The sequence below is a fragment of the Streptomyces tsukubensis genome (assembly GCF_003932715.1).
Lineage (GTDB): Bacteria > Actinomycetota > Actinomycetes > Streptomycetales > Streptomycetaceae > Streptomyces > Streptomyces tsukubensis.
Genome location: NZ_CP020700.1, coordinates 6,156,766 through 6,176,810 on the forward strand (window position 1 = coordinate 6,156,766; position 20,045 = coordinate 6,176,810).

Below are 20,045 nucleotides of genomic sequence, written 5' to 3' on the forward strand. Positions count from 1 at the left end.
CCACCCGCTGATGCCGGTCGAACCGGCATTTGATAGACATCCACTTATGCCTCTCCTTCCCGAGGAGTCTCAGATTCACGAGAGTGCCCAGGGTCCCCGCGCCACTCCGGCCGCCGGCCGCACCGCGCCGACCCCTCGTCCCGTACCCGGACCGCGTTCCACGGCATCGCCCCGCCCGGGGAGCCCCGGCCCGGCGAGGCCGGCGCCTCCGGCCCGTACGAACGCCCCTGCCGCGACGCCTTCCGCGCCGCAGAATCGTTCCCAGCCGCAGATTCAGTCGATCCCCGCTCCGGCGGACGGTGCGCTGGACGCGGCCGAGGAAGCGGTCGATCTGCTGCTCGACTCCGGGCGGGCGCCCGGAGACGTACTGATGCTGACCACCGGTGAGCGCCACCCGTGGGCGACGCACGAGCTGACGTTCGGCGAAGCCGCCTACTGGGCTCAGCACGATGCGGGTGACGACGTCTTCCATGCCGATGCGGGCGCCGTGGACCGGGCCGCGGTCCGGCCGGTGGTCGTGGTCGCGCTCAACGGAGGCGCCGACGACGCCGCTGCCCGTGTCCTGCCCGAGGCGCTGAAGAAGGCGTCGGCCCTGCTGATCGTGTGCGGCGATCCCCAGCGGATCAACGCCGTGCTCGGTGTGACGGTCTGACCTTCGCCCGTGACGGCCTCAAGGCCGGTGGGGGCTGCAGGCTGCCCGGAGCCGGTCTCCGGCTGTCCCGGTGGGGACAGCCGGAGACCGGGCCGGGGATGGCGTGAACTCGTATCTCCGGTGCCCGTCCCGAGCCGCGGATGCTTCGATGGGCGGCTCCGGCCCGGCGCGGTGTCCGGGCGGCCGGACACTCGGACGGTGCGGCATGCGGCCCTGGCGGTGTGTGCCGCCCTCAGCGGGCCGCCGTGCGCCGCAGGACCTCCGGAGAGCCGCCCGCGGTGCGCAGCTCGTAGGGCTCGGACGCCAGCGCGTCGGCGAGATCGCCCGGTACGGAGGTGGAGTTCGGCCGTCGGCCGCCCCGGCCTTCGCCGAACACCTGCCAGCCGCCCCGGGTCAGCGTGATGTAGGCGCCGCAGCGCAGGCCGTGCAGCGTGCAGGCGTCGCGCAGTCCCCACATCCACGCGCCGTCCTCCTCGGTCCACCGTTCGTCGCCTTCGCGGCAGTAGAGCAGGACGGCGGTGCGCACCGGAGCCCGGCGGCGGAGGTCGTGCGGGATGACCCGGCGGAGATGGGCCAGCAGGGCGTTACGGAACTCCCAGCCGTCGGCCGGTGCGGAGCGCCGGGCGAACGAGGCGCTCGCGGCCAGCCGTTCCTCGGGGTCGAGTACGGCGACAACGGCAGTGGAGGGGGTGGGCCGGTGGCGGGTGTGCAGTCCGCTGACCACTTCTCGGGGGTTGCGGAGCAGCGGGATCCCGGCCGCCGTCCACTCGGAGGGCTGGAGCATCCGGGCGAGACGGCTGGCGGAGCCGCTTGTCGAAGTGGCTGCGGACGAAGCGAATCCGAAGGTCACGATCCTCCCTTCGCATACGCGCCCACAGTGCGGGCAGGGTCGGGTGAGGGCGCACCGCGGCACAGCCCTTCAGACCACCGAGGGACCGCGCGGGGAGCATTTCAATTCTTCCTGGCTCGTCCGGATGCGGCAACGAGCAATTCGAATGCACTGGCAGGAATGGGCGGGTATGCCGTGGATATCCCTGCCCCCAGACTTCCCGGTGACCTCTATCGTGCCCATCGGCGTCATCCTTGAACCGCGAGGACCAGCGGAAACACCCCCTTCGCGCCGGATTTCCGCAGGAGCCGCGACGCGACGGCAAGGGTCCAGCCGGTGTCCGAAAGGTCGTCGACGAGCAGTACCGGGCCGTCGGCCGCCGCCAGAGCCGCGGCGAGGGGCGCCGGGACGGTGAACGCCTCGTGCAGTGCCCGTACGCGCTGGGCGCTGTTGGAGCGGGAGGGCCGGGCGCCCTCGCCGTCCGGCGTGTATTCGACGGAGCCCAGCAGCGGCATCCGGCCGATGTCGGCAATCCGGGCACCGAGCGATCCGATCAACTGCGGCCTGGTGCGGGAGGCGACGGTGACCACACCGGCGGGCCGGGCGGGGGCGTCCGGCGCCCCGGATGCCCAGCCGCCGGGCCCCTTGGCCCAGTCGGTCAGCACCGTCACCACGGCGTTCGCGACATCGTCGGGCACCGGAACGTCCGGCGCCTGGGGTGCCAGCATCGGGCGGAGGCGATTGCCCCAGCCGATATCGGAGAGGCGTCCGAGCGCGCGGCCGGGAAAGGTCTGTTCGCCTTCGGGGATCCGGCCCTTGAGGGGGACGCCGACCGCCGCGAGACCGGTGGGCCACATCCGGCGCGGCTCCACCTCGACACCGGGCCGCCCCAGCTCGCCGCGTGCGGCGTCCAGCGCGGAGTCGGAGACCTTGTCGCTGAACCGGCTGCCCGCGCAGTTGTCGCACCGGCCGCAGGGAGCCGCCTCCGCATCGTCCAACTGCCGGCGCAGGAACTCCATCCGGCAGCCCGTCGACAGCGCGTACTCCCGCATGGCCTGCTGCTCGACCTCGCGCTGACGGGCGACCCGGGCATACCGCTCCGCGTCGTACACCCAGGGGTGGCCGGTGGCGGTCCAGCCGCCCTTGACCCGCCGCACCGCCCCGTCCACGTCGAGGACTTTGAGCATGCTCTCCAGCCTGGTGCGCCGCAGGTCGACGAGGGGCTCCAGCGCGGGCAGGGACAGCGGCCGGTCGGACCCGGCCAGCACGTCGAGCGTGCGGCGCACGAGCTCCTCGGAGGGGAAGCCGACCGAGGCGAAGTACTGCCAGATGGCCTCGTCCTCCCGGCCGGGCAGCAGCAGCACCTCCGCGTGTTCCACCCCGCGGCCGGCCCGGCCCACCTGCTGGTAGTACGCGATGGGTGAGGACGGCGAGCCGAGGTGCACCACGAAGCCGAGGTCGGGCTTGTCGAAACCCATGCCCAGTGCCGACGTGGCGACCAGTGCCTTGACGCGGTTGGCGAGCAGATCGTCCTCGGCCTGCTGCCGCTCGGCGTTCTCCGTGCGGCCGGTGTACGAGGAGACGGTGTGGCCGCACTGGCGCAGATAGGCGGTGACCTCCTCGGCGGCGGCGACCGTGAGGGTGTAGACGATTCCGGAGCCCGGCAGCTCACCGAGGTGATCGGCGAGCCAGGCGAGCCGGGACGCGGCATCGGGCAGTCTCAGCACTCCGAGACTCAGGCTCTCCCGGTCCAGCGGACCGCGCAGGACGAGGGCGTCGGTCCCCGCACCGGTCCCCAACTGCTCGGCGACATCGGCCGTGACCCGGGCGTTGGCCGTCGCCGTGGTCGCGAGGACGGGGACGTCGGCGGGCAGCTCCGCCAGCATCGTGCGCAGCCTGCGGTAGTCCGGGCGGAAGTCGTGACCCCAGTCGGAGATGCAGTGGGCCTCGTCCACCACCAGCAGCCCGGTCGCGGCGGACAGCTCGGGCAGCACCTGGTCGCGGAAGTCGGGGTTGTTCAGCCGCTCGGGGCTGACCAGCAGGACGTCCACGTCGCCGGAGGCGATCTCGGCCCTGACCGTGTCCCACTCCTCCGGGTTGGACGAGTTGATCGTGCGTGCGCGAATACCGGCCCGGGCCGCCGCGTCCACCTGGTTGCGCATGAGCGCGAGGAGCGGAGAGACGATCACCGTCGGACCCGCGCCGCGCCGCCGCAGCAGGGACGTGGCGACGAAGTACACCGCGGATTTGCCCCAGCCCGTGCGCTGGACGACCAAGGCTCTGCGCCGGTGCGCGACCAGCGCCTCGACGGCCAGCCACTGGTCCTCCCGCAGCCTGGCCGCACCGGTCTGGTCGGAGACGAGACGGGCGAGCACGGCGTCGGCCGAGACTCTGAGGTCCGCGGGATCCGCGAGGTCTGCGTGGGTCATGGCTCCATGGAACCCGATGGCACCGACAGGAAGCGAACGCGGCCGCAAGCCTGTGGATAACGTTATCCACAGGGGTCGCGGGGATTGCCGCCTCCCTGCGACCGTCTGGGGCATGAACGAGCAGCGAGATTCTCAGAACGGTGCGCACCGCGCGCACGACATCGAAGCGGCGGGCGGCCCGGGTCCGCTCGGCGACGCGGGGCGGGCCGGAGGTCCGGACGAGCAGATCACCCTGCGCGGACCGGCCGAACTGGCCGACTGCCTGCCCTATCTGCTGGGCTACCACCCCTCCGACTCGGTGGTCCTGGTGGCCCTGCACGGCGAACGCGGACGGTTCGGCGGCCGGGTGAAGCTGGGCATCCCCGGGTCCCCCGCGGAATGGGAGCCGACCGCCCGGCAGCTCGCGGAGTGTCTGATCGAGACGAGCCGACGGCGGGACGGGCGCCCCGACGGCATCGTGCTCTTCCTCTGCAGGGAACCGGGCGCGGGCCAGACCGGGCGCGATGTGATGCAGTGGCTGCGCCCCTTCGCCCAGCGGCTGCGCACCGCCTGCGGCACCCTCGACGTTCCCGTGTTCGAGGCGCTGTGCATCTCCGGCGGCCGGTTCTGGTCCTACTGCTGCCCGGACGAGCGGTGCTGCCCGGCGGAGGGGGCAGCGCTGGTCACCCCCGGCACCTCCGTCCTGGCGGCGGCCGTGACCTATGCAGGGGTCGGACTGAGGGGGTCCCAGAAGCAGCTGGAAGCGCGGCTCGAACCGATTCCCGAGCCGGTCTCGGGTGGGCAGCGGCGCGCTCTCGACGACACGGGTGCGGACCTGGTCCGGGGCATGCTCATCGGCGGAAAGGAACGCAGGGAGATCGGTGACGACACGATCGCCCTGGCGAAGATGCTGATGGACCGGCTGGCCGCAGCGGAGCGGATCACGAGCCCGCCGTCGGCCGACGCGGCCGATGACCGGCTCATCGGCGACGACGAGGCGGCGTTCGTGATTCTCGGGCTCCAGGACCGGGAGACCCGCGACCGGGCCGCCGCCTGGATGGAGGGGCCGGACGCCGAACCCGCCCTGCGACTGTGGCGGGCCCTGGCCAGGCGCTGTGTCGGGCCCTACATCGAGCATGCGGCCGCACCCCTCACCCTCGCGGGCTGGGTCGCCTGGTCGACCGGCGACGAACCGGCCGCGAGGATCGCCCTTGCCGCGGCCCTGCGCAGCGACGCCGAGTACGTCTTCGCCCTCCTGCTCCACCAGGCGTGCAACGAAGGCGTGGAGCCGGAGGCCATCCGGAAGTGGCTCCGCCGGGCCGGGGCGGAAGCGCGCGACCGGGCGGACACAGACGCCGGGGCGGCCGACGAGGCCCCGGGTGCCGGGGCGCCGGACTCCGCGGAAGGCCCGGGCGGTCCCGCCCGGCCCCGGGTCCGGACGGTGCGCCCGGCCGGGGGCAGGCCGGCGGGCCGGGAGACGGCGGCAGGTCCGGGCAAGCAGCGACGTCCGGCGGGCACCCGGGGACGGGCAGCGGGTGGAGGCGGCCGCAGTGGCGGCCGGACGGAGGACGCCCTAGGCGATGCGTGAAGGCGGTGGTACGGGAGGCATCGGGCCGCCGCGACCGGCCCGATGCCCGACGGGGAGCCCGGCGGCCGTCAGCCGGTTTGACGGCAGAACGGACCGCGAGGAAGGAGGATCAAAGAAGCGGGGGAGAAGACGAAAGGAGTGTTTATCGTCAGGCAGACGACTATGATCACGGCCATGTCTCCCTACGACCCGTCGGCCTTTCCCCCCTTTGCTGTCACTGTCGATCTGGTCGTGCTCACGGTGCGCCGACACGAGCTCTGTGCGCTGGTGGTGCGCCGCGGGGAGGCGCCTTTCCAGGGGCGGTGGGCGCTGCCGGGCGGGTTCGTGAGGGCGGACGAGGATCTGGCGGGGGCTGCTGCCCGGGAGCTGGCCGAGGAGACCGGGCTGTGCGCCCATGACCCGGCGACGCCGGAGCTCGGCGGTGCCCATCTGGAGCAGCTCGCCACCTACGGCGCTCCCGATCGCGATCCCCGGATGCGGGTGGTCAGCGTCGCCCATCTGGTGCTGGCGCCCGATCTGCCCGCGCCCCGTGCCGGTGGGGACGCGCACGGCGCCCGCTGGGCGTCCGTGAAGGATCTGCTCGCCAGGGAAACGGAGTCGTTCCAGGAGGGCGACGAGCAGTCCGGACCACTCGCCTTCGATCATGCGCGGATTCTGGCGGACGGGGTGGAACGGGCCCGATCCAAGATCGAATACTCCTCGCTGGCCACCGCCTTCTGTACGCCGGAGTTCACCGTGGGCGAGCTGCGGCGGGTGTACGAGGCGGTCTGGGGCGTGGCCCTGGACCCCAGGAACTTCCACCGCAAGGTGACGGGTACACCGGGGTTCCTGGTCCCGGCGGGCGGGACGACCACCCGGCAGGGCGGGCGACCGGCCCAGCTGTTCCGGGCGGGCGGGGCGACGCTGCTCAATCCGCCGATGCTGCGCCCCGAAATCTGACCGTTCGGCCCGGAGCGGTCGGATGGCCGTCCGTTGGCGGTCGGGGTGGGCTCGGGTGGATTCGGGACGGGTCCACCACACGATCGCGGAGGGGGCGTGTCCCGGGCCCGGGGCCGCGGGGCCGGATGCGGCGTACGGAACGCCCGGGCAGAGACAATGCGCAAAAAGTCCGAAATGTCGAGTTATTGTGCTCGGTGCCCGCATGCCGCCGGGCGGCCTTCGAGGCCGCCCCTCCGTGGGAGACGCGATGCTCCAGGCCATCGGACTGACCAGCGCCCCCCGGCGGGAGCTTCCTCCCGCCGTCGACGACCTCTCCTTCGACGCCGCCCCCGGCCTGGTCACGGTCCTGCTCGGGGCCGAAGGGGCGGGCAAGACGACCGCACTGCGCCTGATGCTGGAGCTCGACGCGGGCCAGGGGGTCACGTACTACCGCGGGAACAGACTGGCCGACCTCGCACACCCCGCGCGCGAGGTGGGTGCCCTGCTCGGCGACGTACCCGGGCATCCGGCCCGGACCGCCCGGGGCCAGCTGCGGATGCTCTGCGCGGCCGCCGGGGTCCCGATGGCCCGGGCCGGGGAGCTCCTGGAGACGCTGGGACTCGCGGGCGTCGCGGACGAACACCTCGGTACGCTCCCGCTCGCCATGGACCGGCGGCTCGGGCTCGCCTCCGCGCTCCTGGGCGACCCCGCCACGCTCCTCCTCGACGAGCCCGCGAAGGGGCTCTCGCCCCGCGACCAGGCGTGGCTGTACGGCGCGCTGCGCGGCCACGCCGAACGCGGCGGGGCCGTGCTGTGCACCGTCGCAGACCCCAAGGAGGCGGCCCGGATCGCGGACCGGGTCGTCACCCTCGACGCGGGGCGCCTCGTCGCGGATCAGGACGGTGCCGAATTCGCCCGTACCCGGCTGCGTCCACGCGTCTCCGTCCGGACCCCGCACGCGGCACGCCTCGCCGACGTCGTCCACCGCGAGGCGCGCGCCGCCCGGCGCTCCGTCGAGGTCGTCACGGAGCACGGCGGGCTGCTGTCGGTGTACGGGAGCACCAGCGCCGAGGTCGGTGAGACCGCGTTCCGGCACGGCGTCCTCGTCCACCGTCTCGCCGACGAGACCGGCGACTGCCCGCCCGCTCCGGCCGAGGCGCGGCCCCGGCCCGGTTCCGCCGCCGAAGCCACCGAGCCCACCCGCGTCTCCCGGCTCCGCCGGGGAACCACCGAAGGGCTTCCCGGCACACTGCCCGTGCCCCGGCCGGTGACCAGCCCCGCCCGCCCCCTGCGCTACGAACTCCACCGTCTGCTGGGAGTGCGTACCGCCTGGTGGATCGCCGTCGCGACCGTACTCGTCTCGGTGGCCCTCGGACTGCTGCTCGCCCGGTCCCGGGACACCCCGGTGCAGGCCGCCGTCGCCGCCTGGCCCGGCTTCCTCCCGCTGCCCCCCGCCGCTTTCGCGGCCGGGCTGGTCGGCGCGCTCTCCTTCGGGGACGAGTTCCGCTATCCGGCGCTCGCAGCCGCGCGCGGCACCGTACCGCGCCGCATCGGCCTGCTGCTCGCCAAGCTCGCGGTGACCGCCGCCTATGCGCTGGTGCTCGCCCTGCTCGTCGCCGTCGCAGGTTTCCAGGCGCTCGGGCTGGTGTACGGCTCCGACGCGACCGCGCTGCCGGAGAACTGGCCCGCGCTCGCCGCAGGCTGGGGCGGGCTGGCGATCGGTTGCGCCTGGGCCGGGCTCCTCGCCGCCGGAACGTTCCGGTCGACGGCGGCCGGGGCCGCCGCCGTACTGGCCGTCCCGGTCCTCGTCACCCCTCTGGTCCAGAAGGCGCTGGCCGCCGCGTCGGTACGGTCCTTCGCCGGTCTCCCCGGCCGGCTCCGCGAGCTGACCTGGGTGCAGCTGCCGCATCAGGCGGACGTATGGCTGGTGGCGGGGGCCCGGCTGCTCACCCGGCCCGTCGGCATGGCACTCGCGCTGTCGCTGGCGGGACTCGTCTGCGCGTACGCCGCCATCGGGCTCCGTCGCCGGGTGCGGTGGTGACGGCCGCGGCCGGCTTCCGTGCGACCACCCACCACCCCTGCGATGATCCGCTGATCGGATCGACGGCACTCGGGGAAATAGCCACTTCTATCCGATAAGTCGTCAATTGTGGGGGAAGCGCCGATCACCCTTTCGTGTGCTTTTCACCAAAGACCTCAAGGCCCGCGAAAGCCGCGCCGACAAAGGATGCGTGAGTACCCTTGCGCAGACCATGATGACCGCCCGCCCCGCCGACTCCGGCCTCGCCGGTCCGGGCGAACTCGACCGATACTCCTACGCGGAGCCGCACGCCGCCGAGCGCGTCGCGCCTCCCGCGTGGGACGGCCCGGACACCGAGCTGGGCCGGGCCGGGCGCCGTGCGGCAGGCAGCCGGGGCCGTGGACTGCACGGCCAACTCGTTCAGCAGCTCGGTCAGATGATCGTCTCCGGCGATCTGGGGGCGGACCGGCCGCTCGTTCCGGAGGAGATCGGCCAGCGGTTCGAGGTCTCCCGGACCGTCGTCCGCGAGTCGCTGCGGGTCCTGGAGGCCAAGGGGCTGGTCAGTGCCCGGCCCAACGTCGGCACCCGGGTCCGGCCGGTCAGCGACTGGAATCTGCTCGACCCCGACATCATCGAATGGCGTGCCTTCGGCCCCCAGCGTGACGACCAGCGCCGGGAGCTGTGCGAACTGCGGTGGACCATCGAACCCCTCGCTGCCCGTCTGGCCGCGGGACACGGACGCGAGGACGTCCAGCAGCGGCTCGGCGACATGGTGGAGATCATGGGGCACGCCCTTGCCCAGGGCGACGGCATCACCTTCTCCCGGGCCGACGCCGAGTTCCACACCCTGCTCATCCAGCTCGCCGGGAACCGCATGCTGGAGCACCTCTCCGGGATCGTCTCCGCCGCACTCCAGGTGTCGGGCGGCCCCGTCACCGGCTGTGACCGGCCGAACGAGGTCTCCCTCGCCCACCACGCCCGGATCGTCGACGCCCTCGCCGCCGGCGATGCCGCCGCTGCCGAATCGGCAATGCGGCAACTGCTCACCGTCCACCCGGAGGTGGAACGCGTGGTGCCCGCGCCGCGTGAGCACTGAGCGCCCGGCCGCGGGGCCGGACGCACGGAGGCGTACGCACGCCGTGCCCGGATGTGCACGTGCCGCCGGATTCCGCGGGAATCCGGCGGCACGGTTGTGCGTAGAACATCCGATCTATCCGGTTCGCCCTTCTTGGGGTGTGACTCGGGCCACGTGGATTGGGCGTAACGCTCCTCGAAGCCGTGCGATGACCTAAGAGGTGACAGCCGAGGAGGGAATACGGCAGCCGTTGACGGCGCTGTTCTGTTCCGAGGTGTGTTCCGCCCGCGCCACCGGCACATCCGCAGCCCGGTGGTCGTCGGCTCCGGCCCGATCATGGGCTGAGCCGGAAGCCGTTTCCATCGTTCCGAGAGGTTGTTCGTGTCGGCCAGCACATCCCGTACGCTCCCGCCGGAGATCGCCGAGTCCGAATCCGTGATGGCGCTCATCGAGCGGGGAAAGGCTGATGGGCAGATCGCCGGCGATGACGTGCGGCGGGCCTTCGAGGCCGACCAGATTCCGCCAACCCAGTGGAAGAACGTTCTGCGCAGCCTCAACCAGATCCTCGAGGAAGAGGGTGTGACGCTGATGGTCAGTGCCGCGGAGTCGCCCAAGCGCTCCCGCAAGAGCGTCGCTGCGAAGAGCCCGGCAAAGCGCACCGCCACCAGGACCGTCGCCGCCAAGACCGTCACGACGAAGACCGTCGCCGCCACCGCGGCACCGGCGGCCGAGACCGTGGACGCTCAGACCGGCGACGACGCGACGGCGCCTGCCAAGAAGACGGCGGCCAAGAAGGCCACCGCCAAGAAGACGGTGGCGAAGAAGACCGCCGCGAAGAAGACCGCGGCCAAGAAGACCGCGGCCAAGAAGGACGCCGACGAGCCGGTCGACGGCGAAGAGCTGCTCGACGACGTCCAGCCCGGCGGCAAGGACGACGAAGAGGCCGAGGGCGAGAGCAAGGGCTTCGTCCTGTCGGACGAGGACGAGGACGACGCGCCGGCGCAGCAGGTCGCGGTCGCCGGTGCCACGGCCGACCCGGTCAAGGACTATCTGAAGCAGATCGGCAAGGTCCCCCTCCTCAACGCCGAGCAGGAGGTGGAGCTGGCCAAGCGCATCGAGGCCGGTCTCTTCGCCGAGGACAAGCTCGCGAACTCCGACAAGCTGGCGCCCAAGCTCAAGCGCGAGCTGGAGATCATCGCCGAGGACGGCCGCCGCGCCAAGAACCACCTCCTGGAGGCCAACCTCCGGCTGGTGGTGTCGCTCGCCAAGCGCTACACCGGCCGCGGCATGCTCTTCCTGGACCTGATCCAGGAGGGCAACCTGGGTCTGATCCGCGCCGTGGAGAAGTTCGACTACACCAAGGGCTACAAGTTCTCCACGTACGCCACCTGGTGGATCCGGCAGGCGATCACCCGTGCCATGGCCGACCAGGCGCGCACGATCCGTATCCCGGTGCACATGGTCGAGGTCATCAACAAGCTGGCCCGTGTGCAGCGTCAGATGCTCCAGGACCTGGGCCGCGAGCCCACCCCGGAGGAGCTGGCCAAGGAACTCGACATGACCCCCGAGAAGGTCATCGAGGTCCAGAAGTACGGCCGTGAGCCGATCTCCCTGCACACTCCGCTGGGCGAGGACGGCGACAGCGAGTTCGGTGATCTGATCGAGGACTCCGAGGCCGTCGTGCCGGCGGACGCGGTCAGCTTCACGCTCCTCCAGGAGCAGCTGCACTCCGTGCTCGACACCCTCTCCGAGCGTGAGGCCGGTGTGGTCTCGATGCGCTTCGGCCTCACCGACGGCCAGCCGAAGACGCTGGACGAGATCGGCAAGGTCTACGGGGTCACCCGGGAGCGGATCCGGCAGATCGAGTCCAAGACGATGTCGAAGCTGCGCCACCCGTCGCGCTCGCAGGTCCTTCGCGACTACCTCGACTGACCGGGACCGGCTGGTCCGGTCCTGCGGCGTCATCAGGGCCCGTGCCCCCTTCCGGGGGGTCGGGCCCTTCGCCGTACCCCGAGCGGAATGTCCACCTCCGCCGTCAGGAGGGCGGCATATTCCGGTCGAACGGACATCTGTGCGTCAACAGGGTGTGGTGCGAGGGTGCGCCGGACGGCTCGCTGACTGACGCTGAGTGGACGCCACTCACGCAGAGTCAGGAGACCGTATGCGCCCTCTTCTCGTCCGAGCCCTGACCGGAACGCTGGCCCTCGCCGCCACCGGGGGCGTGGCGCCCTTGGTGGAGCCGGTCCCCGCGGTGGCCGACAGCGTCGTCGTGGGCGGTTTTCCGGTACGGGTGTCGGATACGCCGTGGGTCGTCGCGCTCGCCAGCCGTGACCGGTTCGGGGGAACGCGCGCGGGCCAGTTCTGCGGGGGCGTGGTGATCGCGCCGACGAAAGTCATGACCGCGGCGCACTGTCTGAGCCGGACCGTGCTCGGCGGGGAGGTGAGTCAGGTGCGGGACCTGCGGGTGATCACCGGGCGGACGGAGCTGACCGCGTCGGACGGGCAGGAGATCGCCGTCAGCGAGAGCTGGGTCTCTCCCGCGTACAACCCCCGGACCAACAGTTCGGACCTGGCCATACTGACTCTGGCGGAGGCGCTGCCGGATTCCCGGGTGATTCCGGTCGCGGCGGAGGGTGACGAGGCGTACGTACCGGGAACGGCAGCCACGGTCTTCGGCTGGGGCGATACCGAGGGCAACGGCAGCTATGCCACCGCGCTGCGCGCGGCCGATGTCACGGTCCTGGCGGACCGGAACTGCCAGACGGCCTATCCAGGGGGGCTGGGCGGGCGCTACGACGCCTCGACGATGCTCTGTGCCGGAGACCTCCGGGGCGGCCACGACGCCTGTCAGGGGGACAGCGGAGGGCCGCTGGTGGCCCGGGGGAAGCTGATCGGGCTGGTGTCCTGGGGGAGCGGCTGCGGAAGGGCGGACAGTCCGGGGGTCTACACCCGGGTGTCGGCCGTACGCCTGCCGTAGCAGCGGGCCTCTTCCGGCCGGGCGGAGAGCCGTCCCGTCGTTCCGGCGTCCTGCTGTCCCGCCGACGGGACGGGTACCGCGCCCGACAGAAGGGCCGCCGGTGACGAGAGCGGGCGGTCACCCCTGCTGATGAGGGGTGACCGCCCGTCGGTCGGTCCTGGACCGGCCTTGGCTCGTCGTGGATGCGAGGTGTCAGTGATCCTCTTGCCCGGCACCGGCCGGCACGGCCGTGAGTCGGTCGGTCTCATCCTGTATTTCCGCGGCGATCTTCTTGAGTTCCGGCTCGAACTTGCGTCCGTGGTGGGCGCAGAAGAGCAGTTCACCGCCGCTGGTCAGTACGACGCGCAGGTACGCCTGGGCGCCGCAGCGGTCGCAGCGGTCAGCGGCCGTCAGCGGGCTCGCGGGTGTCAGAACAGTAGTCACGTCGCCTCTTCTCTAGCTCGACGAGCTGTCGTACCAGGGTCAACATCCAACCAGGCCGAAAACGTTCCCGCTCGGGGCTTTTCCTCGAAAGTTCCTTCCGAGGTGGCTGTCTGCTACCAGGTGGCGGCGAATGAGCCGTATTGCTGTGCTCTACGGGTTTCGCGTTGCTTGTCTCGGTCCGGCCCTCCCGGCTGGGTTGCCGGTGTTCATGAGGACGTGCCCGGAGCCTAAATGGTTCATGCCTGGAAGGGAACGTGATGTTCACGTCACCTCATCGGGCTATCGAACGTCCGTGCGATAATGGGCGGGGGCGGGAAAACCCGAGGGTGGCGTTACATCGGCTCTATCAGGGCTCGGTACCCTCTGACCGGCGACCGACGCCGGGCCCTTACCCCACTGGGCCACATCTGAAATTCAGCGAGGAGCGAACCGCGTGACCGCCGAAAAGTCCGGGCCGTCCACAGCTTTGCTGACAGCGGAGCGTGACGGCTCCAACTACACAGCGCGGCATCTCCTTGTTCTCGAAGGTCTCGAAGCGGTCCGCAAGCGTCCGGGCATGTACATCGGATCGACCGACAGCCGCGGTCTGATGCACTGCCTCTGGGAGATCATCGACAACTCGGTCGACGAGGCACTCGGCGGCTACTGCGACCACATCGACGTCATCCTCCACGACGACGGCTCGGTCGAGGTCCGCGACAACGGGCGGGGCATCCCGGTCGACGTCGAGCCCAAGACGGGTCTGTCCGGGGTCGAGGTCGTCATGACCAAGCTGCACGCCGGCGGCAAGTTCGGCGGCGGTTCCTACGCGGCGTCCGGCGGTCTGCACGGCGTCGGCGCCTCCGTGGTCAACGCGCTGTCCGCCCGGCTCGACGTCGAGGTCGACCGCAACAGCGCCACGCACTCCATCAGCTTCCGCCGCGGAGTGCCCGGGATCTTCACCGAGCAGGGACCCGAAGCGCCCTTCGACCCGGGGAACGGGCTCCGCAAGGCCAAGCGCGTCCCCAGGACCCGTACCGGTACCCGGGTGCGGTACTGGGCCGACCGGCAGATCTTCCTCAAGGAAGCGAAGCTCTCGCTGGAGACCCTGCACCAGCGTGCCCGGCAGACCGCCTTCCTGGTGCCCGGGCTGACGATCGTCGTCCGTGACGAGCGGGACCTGGAGGGCGAGGGGAAGAGTCAGGAGATCTTCCGCTTCGACGGGGGCATCAGCGAGTTCTGCGAGTACCTCGCGCAGGACAAGGCCGTGTGCGACGTGCTGAGGCTGACCGGGCAGGGCACCTTCAAGGAGACCGTGCCCGTGCTCGACGAGCGCGGACACATGACTCCCACCGAGGTCACCCGGGAACTCGGCGTCGACATCGCCCTGCGCTGGGGAACGGGCTACGACAGCAAGGTCCGGTCCTTCGTCAACATCATCGCCACGCCCAAGGGCGGTACGCACGTCACCGGGTTCGAACGCTCCGTGACCAAGACGATGAACGAGGTGCTCCGCTCCGCCAAGCTGCTGAGGGTCGCCGAGGACGACATCGTCAAGGACGACGCCCTCGAAGGACTCACCGCGGTCGTCACGGTCCGCCTGGCCGAGCCGCAGTTCGAAGGTCAGACCAAGGAGGTCCTGGGGACGTCGGCGGCCAACCGGATCGTGGCCAATGTGGTGGCCAAGGAGCTGAAGGCCTTTCTGACCTCCACCAAACGCGATGCGAAAGCACAGGCCAGGGCTGTGCTGGAGAAGGCCGTGGCCGCCGCGCGGACCCGGATCGCGGCCCGTCAGCACAAGGAGGCGCAGCGCCGGAAGACGGCACTGGAGACCTCGTCGCTGCCCGCGAAGCTCGCCGACTGCCGCAGCGACGACGTGGAGCGCAGCGAACTCTTCATCGTCGAGGGCGACTCCGCGCTCGGTACGGCCAAGCTCGCGCGGAACAGTGAGTTCCAGGCGCTGCTGCCGATCCGGGGCAAGATCCTCAACGTGCAGAAGTCGTCGGTCTCCGACATGCTGAAGAACGCCGAGTGCGGTGCGATCATCCAGGTCATAGGAGCCGGGTCGGGGCGGACCTTCGATATCGACGCCGCCCGGTACGGAAAGATCGTGCTGCTGGTGGACGCCGATGTCGACGGCGCCCACATCCGCTGTCTGCTGCTCACGCTCTTCCAGCGCTACATGCGGCCGATGGTGGAGGCGGGGCGGGTCTTCGCCGCGGTGCCGCCGCTCCACCGGATCGAGCTGGTCCAGCCCAAGAAGGGCCAGGACAAGTACGTCTACACCTACTCGGACAACGAGCTCCGGCAGACGCTGCTGGAGTTCCAGCGCAAGAACATCCGCTTCAAGGACTCCATCCAGCGCTACAAGGGTCTGGGCGAGATGGACGCCGACCAGTTGGCCGAGACCACGATGGACCCGCGGCACCGCACGCTGCGCCGGATCAACATCGGCGACCTGGACGCCGCCGAGCAGGTCTTCGACCTGCTGATGGGCAATGAGGTCGCGCCGCGCAAGGAGTTCATCACCAGCTCCGCGGCCACGCTGGACCGTTCGCGCATCGACGCCTGAGCGGTGAACCAACCCGGGGGTGGAGTCGAGGACTCCACCCCCGAGCCGATTCCGGGGTCCGCCCCCGCTCCGTAGCATCGAAGCACGGAGGAAGGGGGGACGCCGTGCTGAACCGGAACGAGATCGGATGGCCGGGGCCGGAGGCGCTGTCCAGGGTCGGGGTGCCGCGCTCGCAGGTGGTGCTCGACGTGGTCCTGTTGGGGGCTCTCGCGACCTGGGCGGTGTCCGACGCCTATGCCTCGGGGCACTTCGACGATCTGCTGCGGGTTCCCCTTCCGGTCCTTCTCCTGGCGTTCGGGGCCTTCCTCCTCTGCGTCTTCCAGTGCACGACGCAGCGGCAACTGCTTCTCCGGTCCGTGGGGCTGCTCGCGGTTCTGGCCGCGGTGGGATGGGTCGCGCTGATGACGGGGGCGGTGGTGATGGCGGCGGTGCTGTTGATAGCCGGCGCCGCGATGGCTGTCGAGCGGCTGCCCCTGTGGGCCGGGCTGCTGTGTGCGGTGCCGCTCGCGCACTTCTTTGCGATACAGATCCCGGAAGCCGACACGGTCGGGATCGCGGTCGCCATGGCGGGCATTCTGCTCGGCGGTTACGCCTTCCGGCTGGACGCGCAGGCGAGGGGAGCCGGGTTCCGGCTGCTGGCGCAGGAGCGGGCGGCGCACGAGGCCGAGGCGGTCTCGGCGGCCCTCGCCGAAAGGGCCCGGATAGCCCGGGAGATACACGATGTGCTGGCGCACAGTCTCTCGGCACAGCTGGTTCATCTGGAGGCGGCGCGCATCCGGATCGAGCGCGGGCCGGAGGGCCCGTTCCGTGACGAGCTGCTCGAACGGGTGACGGCGGCCCGGGGCATGGCGCGCAGCGGGCTGGTCGAGACCCGGCAGGCGCTCTCCGCGCTGAGGGGCGAGCTGACCCCGGTGGAGGAGTTCCTGCGGGAGATCGCCGCTGAGGAGGGCGCGGACAGTGTGGTCAGCGGTGAGCGGCTGTCGATGCCGCCCGAGGTGTCGCAGGCGGTGCGGCGAGTGGCCCAGGAGGCGCTCACCAATGCCCGTAAACATGCTCCCGGGGGCCGGGTGCGGCTGCTGTTCTCCTACGAAGAGCGCGGAGTGAGGCTGGAGGTGAGGGACTCGGGGGCGACTGTCCACAGGGGCGAGCTGAGCAAGTCCGGATCCGGCTACGGTCTCCTCGGGATGCAGGAACGGGCGGAACTGCTCGGCGGCACCCTGGAAGTGGGACCGGAGGGGGCGGGATTCATGGTGCGGTTGCGAGTGCCGGTATGAGCCGGGCGGGGGACGGAGCTGTCGACGAAGAGGCCGATGCGGTCCGGGTGGTGGTAGCGGACGACCAGGCGATCGTGCGCGAGGGGATTGTGATGCTGCTGGGGCTGCTCCCGGGGATCGAGGTCGTCGGCGCGGCACGGGACGGCGAGGAGGCCGTGGCACTGGTTGCGGAACTCTCGCCCGATGCCGTGCTGATGGACCTGCGGATGCCCCGCTGTGACGGGGTGTCGGCGACACGCCGGATCCGGGAGCAGTATCCGGGTACCCAGGTGGTGGTGCTGACGACCTACGCCGACGACGATTCGCTCTTTCCCGCGCTGCGGGCGGGGGCCCGGGGCTATCTGACCAAGGACGCGGCGGGTGAGGAGATCGTCCGCGCGGTCCGGGACGTGGTGGCCGGGAGGGCGGGGCTCTCGCCCGAGGTGCAGCAGAGGTTGCTGGAGCGGGTGACCGAGACGCCGGAGCCGCCGGTGCCGAAGCTGCCGGACGGGCTGACCGGACGGGAAGGCGAGGTGCTGAGCCTGATCGCGGACGGGCTGAGCAACACCGAGATCGCCCGGCGGCTGCATATCTCCGCGGCCACGGTGAAGACGCATATCAACAATCTGTTCGCCAAGGCCGGACTGCACGACCGGGCGCAGGCGGTGCGGTACGCCTATCGGACGGGGCTGGTACGGCCGCCGGGAGCGGACGCCATATAGGCAGGCCCTGTGAGCCCTGTGAGCCCTGTGAGTTGTGGGGGTCGTGAGGGTCGTGGAGGTTGTGCATCGTGGGAGTCGTGCGGGGTTCTGATGGGGCTGAGGCTCAGGGGGTGTTGGGGTTGGGGGCCTGTTCCCGCCTCTGCCTCTGCGCCTTGTCCCTGACGCTGCCGGTTCCGTAGCGGCGATCGGTGGCGGCGGTGGGGTGGGTCAGGTGCCCGGGGCCCATTCGTAGAGGTGTTCCGGGCGGCCGGTTTCGCCGTACTTCAGGCTCAGTCGTACGCGGTCGGTGCGCTCCAGCAGCTTCAGATAGCGCTGTGCGGTCTGGCGGCTGATGCCCGCCCGGTCGGCGATGTCCTGGGTGGAGAGTTGCCCGTCGGCGGCGAGCAGCACCTGCCGGACCACCTCGGCGGTGGTGCGGGAGTGGCCCTTGGGCAGGTCGGGGGCGATGGCACCGGCCGACAGTGCGCCGAAGATCCGGTCCACCTCGGCCTGTTCCGCCTCACCGCCCCGGCGCAGGGCGCGGCGGAGTCCGGCGTACGCCTCCAGTTTGGTGCGCAGACCGGCGAAGTTGAACGGCTTCACCAGGTACTGGAGCGCGCCATGGCGCATCGCCGCCTGCACGGTGGCCACGTCACGGGCCGCCGTCACCATGATCACATCCGTCTGGCGGCCGAGTCTGCGCAGTTCGCGGACGACCGCGAGACCATTGCCGTCGGGCAGATAGTGGTCCATCAGCACCAGGTCCACCGGGGATTCGGTGATCCGGGCGACGGCTTCGGCGGCGGAGTGGGCGGTGGCGGCGACCCGGAAGCCGGGCACCTTGGCGACATAGGCCGCATTGATTCCGGCGACCCGGACGTCGTCGTCCACGACGAGGACGTCGATCGTGATCTCGGGGCCGCCCGGGGCGGTCTCCGTCGCGGTCGCGCCGGTCATCGCAGCTCCCCGGCGGCGACGGGTGAGTTCTCCCCGGGTTCGGTCAGTTCGGAGAGTGCCTCGGGGAGGACGACGATGAACTCCGCGCCGCCGCCGGGCGCCTCCCGGACCTCGGTATGACCACCCTGTCGCTCCGCGAGCCGGCGCACCATCGCCAGGCCCAGTCCGCGCTTTCCATGGGCGGGCAGCTCCTTGGTGGACCAGCCCTCGGTGAAGATCTGCTCCCGGTGCTCCGGTGGGACGCCCGGCCCGCTGTCGGTGATTCGCAGCACGGCCGTGCTCCCCTCCGCATAGAGCTCCACCTCGACCCACGCGTCCTCGGACCCGGCGGCCGCGTCCATCGCGTTGTCGACCAGATTGCCGACCACCGTGACCAGCTCGCGCGGTTCCACCACCCGGTCGGGCAGCAGCGTCTCCGGCGCGATGGTCAGGGAGACCCCCCGCTCCGCGGCCACCGCCGCCTTGCCGACCAGGAGGGACGCCAGCAGCGGATCGTGGACCTTCTCGGTGACCTGCTCCGCGGTGGCCCGGTGCACGCCGACCACCTCGTTCACGAACTCCACCGCCTCTTCGTGCATCTCCAGCTCCAGCAGACCCAGCAGGGTGTGCATCCGGTTGGCGTGCTCATGGTCCTGTGCGCGCATGGCGTCGATGAGACCGCGGGTCGAGTCCAGCTCACGGCCGAGCCGCTCCAGCTCGGTGCGGTCGCGCAGGGTGGCGACCGCACCGCCGTCGTCGGTGGGCATCCGGTTGGCGATCAGCACCCGATGGCCACGGACGGTCACCAGATCGACCCCGGTGGCCCGGCCGGTCAGCACATCGGCGGTCCGGCCCTCGCCCAGGACCTGCTCCAGCGGCAGACCCCTGCCGTCGGACGCCAGACCGAGGAGCCGCTGCGCCTCGTCGTTCATCAGCCGCACCCGGCCCGAGGCGTCCAGCGCCACCACCCCTTCACGGATGCCGTGCAGCATCGCCTCCCGCTCTGCGAGCAGGGCCGAGATATCGGAGAAGGCCAGATCGTGCGTCTGCTTCTGGAGCCTGCGGGAGATCAGATAGGCCGCGATGGCGCCCGCGGCGAGCGCTCCGCCCGCATAGGCCACCAGACCGGGGATCGCCGAGAACAGCCGGTCGCGGACGCTGTCGTATTCGATGCCCACCGAGACCGCGCCGACGATATCGCCGTGGCTGTCGCGCAGCGGGACCTTGCCCCGGGCCGAGCGGCCGAGGGTGCCGCTGTCGATCTCCATCACCTCGTCGCCCGCGAGGGCGCGGCTGGGATCGGTGGAGACGACCCGGCCGATCTCCTCGGTGGAGGTGTGCGACCAGCGCACCCCGGTCAACCCCATGATCACGATGTACTCGGCATCGGTCGCCTTGCGGATCCGCTCCGCTTCGGCCTGGACCGGCCCGCCGGGGGTCGGACGGCTGCCGAGGAGCTTGTCGGCGATCTCCGGGGAGGCCGTGGTCTGGGCGATCGCCAGGGCCCGGCGCATGGCCTGGTCGTCGAGCTGGGCGCTGAGCGGCGCCAGGAAGAGCCCGGTCGCCAGCACGGTAACCCCGGTGGCGATCAGCAGCTGCATGAGCAGGACCTGCGAAAACACCCGCTGGGGCCAGCCGAGGCGGCGCCGGCGAGGAGGGGTGTACCGGTCGTTGCTCATGGAAAGAAACGGTACGGGGCACCAGGGCATTCGGG

The 20,045-nt window shown here is 71.2% G+C and carries 15 protein-coding genes; 10 read left to right on the forward strand and 5 right to left on the reverse strand.

What is annotated here, in order from left to right; all coding sequences use genetic code 11:
- Nucleotides 1-46 precede the first annotated feature (46 nt).
- Nucleotides 47-652 (forward strand): hypothetical protein, encoded by a 606-nt coding sequence (locus tag B7R87_RS25590; RefSeq protein WP_040913897.1) that lies wholly within the window; start codon nucleotides 47-49, stop codon nucleotides 650-652.
- A 232-nt stretch (nucleotides 653-884) separates the two neighbouring features.
- Here B7R87_RS25590 and B7R87_RS25595 read toward each other — a convergent pair whose 3' ends face one another.
- Entirely contained in the window at nucleotides 885-1,502 is a 618-nt protein-coding gene (locus B7R87_RS25595) for a hypothetical protein (RefSeq protein ID WP_006346147.1), read from the reverse strand.
- A gap of 227 nt (nucleotides 1,503-1,729) precedes the next feature.
- Nucleotides 1,730-3,910 (reverse strand): RecQ family ATP-dependent DNA helicase, encoded by a 2,181-nt coding sequence (locus B7R87_RS25600; RefSeq protein ID WP_006346146.1) that lies wholly within the window; start codon nucleotides 3,908-3,910, stop codon nucleotides 1,730-1,732.
- A 112-nt stretch (nucleotides 3,911-4,022) separates the two neighbouring features.
- Here B7R87_RS25600 and B7R87_RS25605 point away from each other — a divergent pair, with 112 nt between their 5' ends.
- The 6 genes from B7R87_RS25605 (at nucleotide 4,023) to B7R87_RS25630 (ending at nucleotide 12,467) form a co-directional block, all read left to right on the forward strand.
- Entirely contained in the window at nucleotides 4,023-5,477 is a 1,455-nt protein-coding gene (locus tag B7R87_RS25605; protein ID WP_233168925.1) for a DUF4192 domain-containing protein, read from the forward strand.
- Nucleotides 5,478-5,651: 174 nt separating this feature from the next.
- Nucleotides 5,652-6,416 carry an NUDIX hydrolase gene (locus B7R87_RS25610; protein WP_040913896.1) on the forward strand — a complete coding sequence of 255 codons (765 nt, stop codon included), beginning with the start codon at nucleotides 5,652-5,654 and terminating at the stop codon, nucleotides 6,414-6,416.
- A 247-nt stretch (nucleotides 6,417-6,663) separates the two neighbouring features.
- Complete coding sequence (locus B7R87_RS25615) at nucleotides 6,664-8,436, forward strand: ATP-binding cassette domain-containing protein (protein WP_006346143.1); 1,773 nt, start codon at nucleotides 6,664-6,666, stop codon at nucleotides 8,434-8,436.
- A gap of 190 nt (nucleotides 8,437-8,626) precedes the next feature.
- Nucleotides 8,627-9,511: a FadR/GntR family transcriptional regulator gene (locus B7R87_RS25620; RefSeq protein WP_063838379.1), complete on the forward strand. Its 885-nt coding sequence runs from the start codon at nucleotides 8,627-8,629 to the stop codon at nucleotides 9,509-9,511.
- Nucleotides 9,512-9,871: 360 nt separating this feature from the next.
- Nucleotides 9,872-11,422 carry an RNA polymerase sigma factor gene (locus B7R87_RS25625; RefSeq protein ID WP_006346141.1) on the forward strand — a complete coding sequence of 517 codons (1,551 nt, stop codon included), beginning with the start codon at nucleotides 9,872-9,874 and terminating at the stop codon, nucleotides 11,420-11,422.
- A gap of 229 nt (nucleotides 11,423-11,651) precedes the next feature.
- Nucleotides 11,652-12,467 (forward strand): S1 family peptidase, encoded by an 816-nt coding sequence (locus B7R87_RS25630; RefSeq protein ID WP_006346140.1) that lies wholly within the window; start codon nucleotides 11,652-11,654, stop codon nucleotides 12,465-12,467.
- Nucleotides 12,468-12,659: 192 nt separating this feature from the next.
- Here B7R87_RS25630 and B7R87_RS25635 read toward each other — a convergent pair whose 3' ends face one another.
- Nucleotides 12,660-12,890 carry a DUF7455 domain-containing protein gene (locus tag B7R87_RS25635; protein WP_006346139.1) on the reverse strand — a complete coding sequence of 77 codons (231 nt, stop codon included), beginning with the start codon at nucleotides 12,888-12,890 and terminating at the stop codon, nucleotides 12,660-12,662.
- Nucleotides 12,891-13,323: 433 nt separating this feature from the next.
- On the opposite strand from B7R87_RS25635, the gene B7R87_RS25640 reads away from it, so the two are divergent.
- The 3 genes from B7R87_RS25640 to B7R87_RS25650 all read left to right on the forward strand — a co-directional run bounded on the left by B7R87_RS25640 (nucleotide 13,324) and on the right by B7R87_RS25650 (nucleotide 17,416).
- The gene (locus tag B7R87_RS25640) at nucleotides 13,324-15,441 is read left to right on the forward strand and encodes a DNA gyrase/topoisomerase IV subunit B (protein WP_006346138.1); all 2,118 of its coding nucleotides are present in this window, start codon (nucleotides 13,324-13,326) and stop codon (nucleotides 15,439-15,441) included.
- 104 nt (nucleotides 15,442-15,545) lie between these two features.
- Complete coding sequence (locus B7R87_RS25645) at nucleotides 15,546-16,715, forward strand: sensor histidine kinase (protein ID WP_006346137.1); 1,170 nt, start codon at nucleotides 15,546-15,548, stop codon at nucleotides 16,713-16,715.
- The gene (locus B7R87_RS25650; RefSeq protein WP_006346136.1) at nucleotides 16,712-17,416 is read left to right on the forward strand and encodes a response regulator; all 705 of its coding nucleotides are present in this window, start codon (nucleotides 16,712-16,714) and stop codon (nucleotides 17,414-17,416) included. Before B7R87_RS25645 ends, B7R87_RS25650 begins: the two co-directional genes overlap by 4 nt.
- 207 nt (nucleotides 17,417-17,623) lie before the next feature.
- Here the strand turns inward: B7R87_RS25650 and B7R87_RS25655 are convergent, their stop codons facing one another.
- Both B7R87_RS25655 and B7R87_RS25660 read right to left on the reverse strand, forming a co-directional pair.
- Entirely contained in the window at nucleotides 17,624-18,352 is a 729-nt protein-coding gene (locus tag B7R87_RS25655; protein ID WP_006346135.1) for a response regulator, read from the reverse strand.
- The gene (locus B7R87_RS25660; RefSeq protein WP_006346134.1) at nucleotides 18,349-20,010 is read right to left on the reverse strand and encodes a sensor histidine kinase; all 1,662 of its coding nucleotides are present in this window, start codon (nucleotides 20,008-20,010) and stop codon (nucleotides 18,349-18,351) included. The genes B7R87_RS25655 and B7R87_RS25660 overlap by 4 nt, the downstream gene beginning before the upstream one ends.
- Between the last annotated feature and the right edge of the window lie 35 nt (nucleotides 20,011-20,045).

What these genes read in the sequence shown, in the direction of transcription:
- B7R87_RS25610 (WP_040913896.1), top strand. Translation starts at nt 5,652, where the DNA reads ATGTCTCCCTACGACCCGTCGGCCTTTCCCCCCTTTGCTGTCACTGTC.
- B7R87_RS25590 (WP_040913897.1), top strand. Translation starts at nt 47, where the DNA reads ATGCCTCTCCTTCCCGAGGAGTCTCAGATTCACGAGAGTGCCCAGGGT.
- B7R87_RS25600 (WP_006346146.1), bottom strand. Translation starts at nt 3,910, where the DNA reads ATGACCCACGCAGACCTCGCGGATCCCGCGGACCTCAGAGTCTCGGCC.
- B7R87_RS25650 (WP_006346136.1), top strand. Translation starts at nt 16,712, where the DNA reads ATGAGCCGGGCGGGGGACGGAGCTGTCGACGAAGAGGCCGATGCGGTC.
- B7R87_RS25655 (WP_006346135.1), bottom strand. Translation starts at nt 18,352, where the DNA reads ATGACCGGCGCGACCGCGACGGAGACCGCCCCGGGCGGCCCCGAGATC.
- B7R87_RS25660 (WP_006346134.1), bottom strand. Translation starts at nt 20,010, where the DNA reads ATGAGCAACGACCGGTACACCCCTCCTCGCCGGCGCCGCCTCGGCTGG.
- B7R87_RS25605 (WP_233168925.1), top strand. Translation starts at nt 4,023, where the DNA reads ATGAACGAGCAGCGAGATTCTCAGAACGGTGCGCACCGCGCGCACGAC.
- B7R87_RS25630 (WP_006346140.1), top strand. Translation starts at nt 11,652, where the DNA reads ATGCGCCCTCTTCTCGTCCGAGCCCTGACCGGAACGCTGGCCCTCGCC.
- B7R87_RS25615 (WP_006346143.1), top strand. Translation starts at nt 6,664, where the DNA reads ATGCTCCAGGCCATCGGACTGACCAGCGCCCCCCGGCGGGAGCTTCCT.